6 protein-coding genes are annotated in these 7,094 nt (G+C 36.8%); 3 read left to right on the forward strand and 3 right to left on the reverse strand.

The window, feature by feature from the left end; translation table 11 throughout:
- Window positions 1-99: 99 nt before the first annotated feature.
- The gene (locus PEPCATONIAE_RS08790; protein ID WP_428842302.1) at window positions 100-267 is read left to right on the forward strand and encodes a stalk domain-containing protein; all 168 of its coding nucleotides are present in this window, start codon (window positions 100-102) and stop codon (window positions 265-267) included.
- Between the two features lie 74 nt (window positions 268-341).
- Here PEPCATONIAE_RS08790 and PEPCATONIAE_RS08160 read toward each other — a convergent pair whose 3' ends face one another.
- Genes PEPCATONIAE_RS08160 through PEPCATONIAE_RS08675 form a run of 3 tightly spaced genes read right to left on the reverse strand, consistent with a single transcriptional unit; the run spans window position 342 to window position 3,173 of the window.
- The gene (locus PEPCATONIAE_RS08160; protein WP_138160647.1) at window positions 342-968 is read right to left on the reverse strand and encodes a response regulator transcription factor; all 627 of its coding nucleotides are present in this window, start codon (window positions 966-968) and stop codon (window positions 342-344) included.
- Window positions 958-2,247, reverse strand: a complete 1,290-nt coding sequence (locus tag PEPCATONIAE_RS08165; protein WP_138160648.1) for a sensor histidine kinase — start codon at window positions 2,245-2,247, stop codon at window positions 958-960. The genes PEPCATONIAE_RS08160 and PEPCATONIAE_RS08165 overlap by 11 nt, the downstream gene beginning before the upstream one ends.
- Complete coding sequence (locus tag PEPCATONIAE_RS08675) at window positions 2,244-3,173, reverse strand: hypothetical protein (protein ID WP_246060461.1); 930 nt, start codon at window positions 3,171-3,173, stop codon at window positions 2,244-2,246. The genes PEPCATONIAE_RS08165 and PEPCATONIAE_RS08675 overlap by 4 nt, the downstream gene beginning before the upstream one ends.
- Before the next feature lie 1,021 nt (window positions 3,174-4,194).
- On the opposite strand from PEPCATONIAE_RS08675, the gene PEPCATONIAE_RS08175 reads away from it, so the two are divergent.
- Both PEPCATONIAE_RS08175 and PEPCATONIAE_RS08180 read left to right on the forward strand, forming a co-directional pair.
- Complete coding sequence (locus PEPCATONIAE_RS08175; protein ID WP_138160650.1) at window positions 4,195-4,971, forward strand: hypothetical protein; 777 nt, start codon at window positions 4,195-4,197, stop codon at window positions 4,969-4,971.
- Between the two features lie 141 nt (window positions 4,972-5,112).
- A partial coding sequence (locus tag PEPCATONIAE_RS08180) for an InlB B-repeat-containing protein (protein WP_180339382.1) occupies window positions 5,113-7,094 on the forward strand: 1,982 nt, incomplete at its 3' end.

Raw genomic sequence — 7,094 nt, forward strand, 5'->3', positions numbered from 1 at the left:
TGTTATGAGTTTTTATTTTACACTAGTGTCGCATTTAATTTTACAATCTATCAAAAATAATAATATAAAGATACCAAAGAAATAGTCCTTTACGAAGGGCTGTTAAAAAATGGAAATGTATATCTAAGTGATGTTAAAACAGAGATTAAAAATAATAGAACCATGCTTCCAATTGCAAATATTGCAAGGGCACTTGGTCTACAAGATGGCAAGGACATCATTTGGAACAGCCACACTAAGACTGCTACAATTAAAATGATTAAATAAAAATAGGGCTCGTGAGAGCCATTTTTGTACTTGATCCCCCAGTTAGACCGGGGGTTTCGTTATTTTGTTTAATTTTAATCGTCTTCTATTACAAATCCTGTGATGCGCGCTTGAATTGCAAGTTGTGTTCGACTTGTAAATCCAGTCTTGTCCAAGAGATGTTGGATATGGGTCTTAACCGTGTTAAGTGAGATGCCTAAGCTGTCGGCGATTTCGTCGTTTCCAACTCCTGTGGTAAGGAGTCTTAAGACTTGGATCTCCCTCGGGGTTAGGTCGGTGGATTTAGTCATTCCCAATTTGACATTTGGAGTCTTAATTGGATAGATGGATTCTCCATTTAATGTTCTTTCAACGATTTCTAAGATGGTCTCTTCTGAGACTTCTTTGTACCAGAAACTTTCGATGCCGATTTTTTTTGCCCTATCCATCCAGGATACTTCCGGCATACTTGTAACGGCTATTATTTTAAGTTCTGGTTTTAATTTTTTTATCTTTTCTGCAGCATCGAGGCCATTTGAACCGTCCTGCATCAGTATGTCCATGATAACTAGGTCGAGTTTAGTATTTAGTACATAGGTATCTGCAAACATGGCGGTATCGACGCAGTAGACCACTTCGTAGTCTGGGCATTGGCTGATGTATAGTTTAAACATTTCTCTGGAGACGAACTGATCGTCTACAATCATTATTTTATAGGTCATAGTTTCTTCCTTTTGGCCAGGATAGGTCCAAGGTGAATTGTGGATTAAGTTCTATATTCATCTTACCACCAAAGCTTTTTAATCTTTGATGGATGTTTTTGAGACCGCCCTTTTCTTTTATAGGTTCTTTAGATAGGATGCCATCGTTTCTTATCTTGCAATGGATATTTAAATCCCCTTCATCTAATTTAATCCATATATTTTTTGCTTGACCGTGGCGAATGGCATTGTTAAATGCCTCGTGAACTATATCGACCAAGAGATTTAGATCGCCTTCGTCCCTAGGAGTCTCGCCGTCCAAGTGGACCGCAACTCCAATATCTTTTGCGGTGGAGATCAGTTTTTCGAAATTTGCTTCATTCTTCGAAGAATCTTCCTTTTCACTTAAGAAATCATCTTTTTCATCGAGCATTACAAGGCTCTCCATCCATAAGTTTATGAGTTTGTCCCGATCTTCCTTGGTCTTTTTGTCCATATCTAAGTAGTGTTTAAAATAGATTAGGGACTGACCAATCTTGTCGTGGATTTTAATCTTTGCCTGCAAGATTTCTTTTTGTCTCGTGTACTCTGCCACATTTTTTTGATATTCTTTGAGACTTCGGTTGATCTTTTCAATCTGTCTATTCTTTTCTTCAATCTTTTGGTACAGGCCCCACTCAAGGGTGATTTTATATGCCAAGGTTTCTCTGAAATTGTCGTGAATGATCGTCTTTATATGCCAAATATCTCCCAGTGCTTCTACTATTAGAGGATCTCGTTGCAAGATACGAGCATCCTTTTTTATTTTATTATTTCTTGCATCTTCTGTAAAGACCACATCGTTTACTAGCATATTTCCGAACACTGCGTAGCTAATATCCTGCATTACTCTATTTACCAGAAGCGGCGTACCGTCAAGCTTTGAAAAACAGATGCCGTCAGGGAGATTGTCCATACTTTCCTTGATGGAGTTCTTACCTATAATACTATTCTTAGTATTTATAAAACTTATTGCTAAGAGAATTTCAAGGGTGCAGAGGAACAAATCTAAGATTATAAATAGGTAAACGGGAAAGTCTACCACAAGTTTTGCAAAGTAGAGTTTGCCTGTTCCAATCTCTGCCAAAATTTGAATAGAGAAAAAACTCAATAAAAAGATGAATATACTATGCACAAAATACTTGGAGTATAGCTTACTACTTGCTGTATCGACAACAATCTTTACACTTGCTACCAAGACTAAGGTGTTAAAAAGAAATAGTATGGCAAGGTTATTAGTACTTAGATTTAAAAGAGTCATATATGCCTCCTTCCAAGATAAATACATAGGTTTATTTCATCCTCTGTTAGGTCCTCATTAATGGAGACTTTGCGATCAGCATAGGTATCTTTATACTTACTTAAGAAAGATTTCGGCTCTACACCGGTAATTTTAATACTTAGGGTAGGTATACGGTCCTTTCTATATAGACTCACCTGGAAAATGTCTATTCCAGGCATGTAAAATTCCAAGGCATATTGAAAAATTTCATAGAGATCGAGGCAGTACTTGGCATCGAACCTGCCACTTAGATTCCAATCTAAACTGGTATTAACATCGCTTAGTTTCAAATAGTCGAGAGATTCGGAAAACGCAAGCCTTAGCTCTGCAAGGTCTAGAATCTTTTTATTCTTAGTAATAAGGAATAGATTGGAATATCTTTTTATGTACACGTCTAAGAAACAGGCGTGTTTTAGTTTTACTTCAAATAGTTCCTCATCTTCAGGAAGATTCATCAAGATATATTTAAGCTGATCGAACTGAGGCTTTAGCTTCATCTGAATGTGCTCTCTGATTTCTCTAGCTTCTTCCACCTTGACCATACTTTTCTCCAAGGCATTATTCGCCTTTAGAAGTTCGTTTTCGTTTAGCATATCTTCACTCATGGAAAGGAGTTTTCTCTTTAGATTGTTGAAATCGGTAAAATCTACAAACCAAAATGATGTGCCGCCGGTTATGTTTGCACTTTCAAGAAGGGTGTCTTCATCGATAAAAATCGGATTTAAAATCGCCTTGTCAACGAGAGCAAGATCTATATCACTGTACTTTTTCGGTCGGAAGATCATCTCTTTATTTGAATCCACAATCCCAATATTTAGAGAAGAAAGTTGCAAGAATGATTCGTAGCCTCTGTTGGAAGGCAGAAGTCTCATAAATACCAAAGATTCAATAAATAGTAGCACCATCAAAATATTAAACTCTGCACTCTTGAAGAGGATTTTAACAAATTCGAATGGCTCCCATTCAGTCATGTATAGATAGGTGTAGATAATCCAGATTACAAGAATGGAGATAGGCAGATTTACTGAAGACATATGGCTAGTTTTAGTTGAATAGAGCATCGTAAATGTGATGGTTAATATAGCGAAGATACCTATGTAGATAAGTATTAAATAATATACGGGACCGTACAAATTTAGACCTCTAGCATTCGGGTCAACGGAGAAGACTAGCTCGTGGTAGTCGTTGGTTAAGATTAATAACGCAGATACACAAGTAGGTATCCAAAGAAGATTCCAGTACTTGCTTATATTTTCTCTCTCGGATTTCCCGACGTGAAGAGATGTGAGGAACACGAGCTGAGTTAAAATAAGTGGAAAGACTAAGTAGAAGTTTCTTGCAATTCTTACTGCGTCTTCGTTACCCATAAAGATTTCGTACTTAACAGTTCTCACCGTAAGGTAACAGATGAGAAGTATGCCGATGAGTCTAAATCTTGTGACTATAGAAGGTCTAAGGACTCTATTAATCATATTGTGCATCCACATAAAAATTACAATTGTATAGAGAACAAGCACCATGGTATTCACAGGGAAATTCACTAAATTATAAAAATCCAAAGCGTGCAGAACGCATGCGATTAAAACAAAAATGATTGAAAAAATATAACTTAAGATTTCTTTGCGATACATAGTAGCCTCCCTTCAAATAAAATAATTTTTTCTAACTATTAATTTAATAATTAAAGAATTCTTAAACTAATTATATCAAAAAGATTATATTTATACTAATTTCATATATTGAAAAAATTTCAAAAAATTTTTAAAAAGTCATACTTTCAAGTGATGTGCAAAAGAAAATAATTTTATAAGATAAAGATATAAAGCAAACATTTCCATAGGAAAAGGAGTAAGGAAGGAAATTATGAAAAAGATAATAATACTGATCATAGTAGGAGCGTTAATACTTGGACTTGGAATATTAATCTTGGTAGAACAGCCAGGAATACAAAAGACCCTGGAAGAAGCAGTATACGTAGACGATGGGAAAATAAAAAGCGAAAACGAAGGCAAAGTTATAATCCTAGCAGGCACAGTAGAACCAGAACTACCATTTAAAGATCCAGCAACAGAAGTAACCATTCCATACTTTGCAGCATATAGAAAGGCGGAAATCTTTAGTCACGTTAAAGACACAGACTACGAGTACGATTGGTTCGTTTTGGGTGGGGACACAGAGAGTGATAATAAAGGTGTTAACACAGAAGAACTTAGCTCAAGCAAGCTTATAGCACCAATAAAGATAGGTGACTATAACATCGATCCGCGCATATTTAAAGAGATAGAAACCATAGACAAGTGGAAGGATATAACAGAGGACGACCTAGGTGACTATGAGCTTACTATACACAAGAGCAAAAACGATGACACTACTTACCTAAGCGAGGATGAGTATATACCAGATGTTATCGAAGGCTATAAGTGCATGAAGTGGCAGGACCAAGTAGACAAAACGAGGTACTCCTACGAAGTATATGCTGACAAAGGTCCCCTTGACTTTACAGTAGTTGGCGTACAACAAGGCGACTGGCTTATGTTAGCCGATGATTTAGATATATCCTATATAAAAAAAGGAATCCACAGTGGCGAAGACTTCACCGTCGACAATGTAAGTAGCAATAGAACCATGGGCATAGGAATTTCAGGAGCAGGAGCAGCCATACTAGTCTTAGCAGTTTATTTTTTATTCAAAAGAAAAAAGTAGAAGAATAGAAAAAAACACAAAAAAATTATAAAATTTTACAAAATCTCATCCTTTCGGGTGATGTGCAAAAGAAAAAAATTTTATAAGATAAAGGTAGAAAGTGAGAAATCCATTTCCATACAAGAAAAAAGGAGGAGAATTATGAAAAAGAAACGAGGAAGACGCATCGCAATGCTACTAGCAATGATGATGCTTATAATGAATTTAATCGTAAGCCCAGTTTGGGCAGGACCGGGAGATGTTGAGATTAATGCAACAAACTTCCCGGACGGTAAATTTAGAGCTTATGTGGTAACACTTGATGTTGACGGTGACGGTAAATTAAGTGATACGGAAATTGCAGGTATAACAGCGATAAACGTTAGAAATGAAAACATTGCAGATTTAACAGGAATCAAATATTTTACAGCACTTCAAACACTTACTTGTAGCTATAACAAACTAAGTACCTTGGATATAAGTAAAAACCCGGCACTTAAAGAACTTTATTGTAATAATAATATACTGACAACCCTGGACTTAAGCAACAACCCGGCACTTCGAGAACTTGATTGTACGAAAAATAACCTGACAAACCTGGACGTAAGTAACAACCCGGCACTTGTGAACCTTTCTTGTGATAAAAATAAATTGACAAACTTGGACGTAAGTAACAACCCGGCACTTGTGAACCTTTCTTGTGATGAAAATAAGCTGACACACCTGGATATGAGTAACAGCCCGGCACTTGTGTCCCTTCATTGTTATTATAACGAAATAAGCACCTTGGACGTAAGCAACAACCCGGCACTTAAATATCTTACTTGTTTTGGTAATCCTCTGACAAACCTGGACTTAAGCAACAACTCGGCACTTGTGAAACTTACTTGTTATGCTTGTGGACTGACAAACCTGGACGTAAGCAACAGCCCGGCACTTGAATATCTTCAATGTTATGCCAATCAACTGACAAACCTGGACTTGAGCAACAACCCGGCACTTGAATATCTTCATTGTGGTAGTAGCCAACTGACAAACCTGGACCTAAGTAAAAACACGGCACTTAAAAGCCTTTATTGTGATGAAAATGAACTGACAAACCTGGACCTAAGTAAAAACACGGCACTTAAAAGCCTTGGGTGTTCGGGAAATGAACTGACAAAGCTGGACGTAAGTAAAAACACGGCACTTAGATATCTTCATTGTTATAGTAATCACCTAACGAGTTTGAACCTGGTAAATAACACGGAAATAAATGATTTTCACGGTGGATACCAAACGTATGATGTTAAAGTAAAAACAAGTGATTTGAAAATAAATTATGCAGATTTTCCGGATAATTTTGAAAGTGCACAAGTATTGAATTTAATAGGAGCTACTCTTGAAGCTGACGGTTTTAAAGTTGATAACGCGAAACCGACTCAAGTGACATATGATTATGCTACGGGTCTTGACTCAGAAGAGCTTAATGTAACTTTAAATATTACCTATGTATGCACAGTAACATTTAATACAAATGGCGGAACTGCGATAAATCCACAAACAATAACAGCAGGCGGACATGTAACGAAACCTACAGACCCGACAAAAGACGGTTACACATTTGCAGGTTGGTATAAAGACGCAGGGCTGACAACACCATTCGACTTTGTAAATGAAACAATAAATACAGACATAACACTATATGCAAAATGGACTCAAAACGCACCGACAAGCTACACAGTAACATTTAATACAAATGGCGGAAGTGCGGTAGCATCACAAACAATAACAGCAGGCGGACATGTAACCAAACCTACAGACCCGACAAAAGACGGTTACACCTTTGCAGGTTGGTATAAAGACGCAGAGTTTACAACACCATTCGACTTTGTAAATGAAACAATAAATACAGACACAACAATATATGCAAAATGGACAGAAAAGACACCACCAGCACCAGTAACTTATACATTAACAGCAAGTGTAGAAGGTGGACACGGAAGCGTAACACCAACAAATGCTACAAAAAATAAAAATGAAACAGTTACTTTAACATTTACACCAGAGACTGGTTATGAACTAGATACAGTTACAGTTAATGGCACAGCAGTAGGAGTTATGGGAAATGTTTTAGACGTTACAATGAACGAGAATAAAACAGT

It is taken from the genome of Peptoniphilus catoniae, from assembly GCF_901447155.2.
GTDB lineage: Bacteria > Bacillota > Clostridia > Tissierellales > Peptoniphilaceae > Peptoniphilus_E > Peptoniphilus_E catoniae.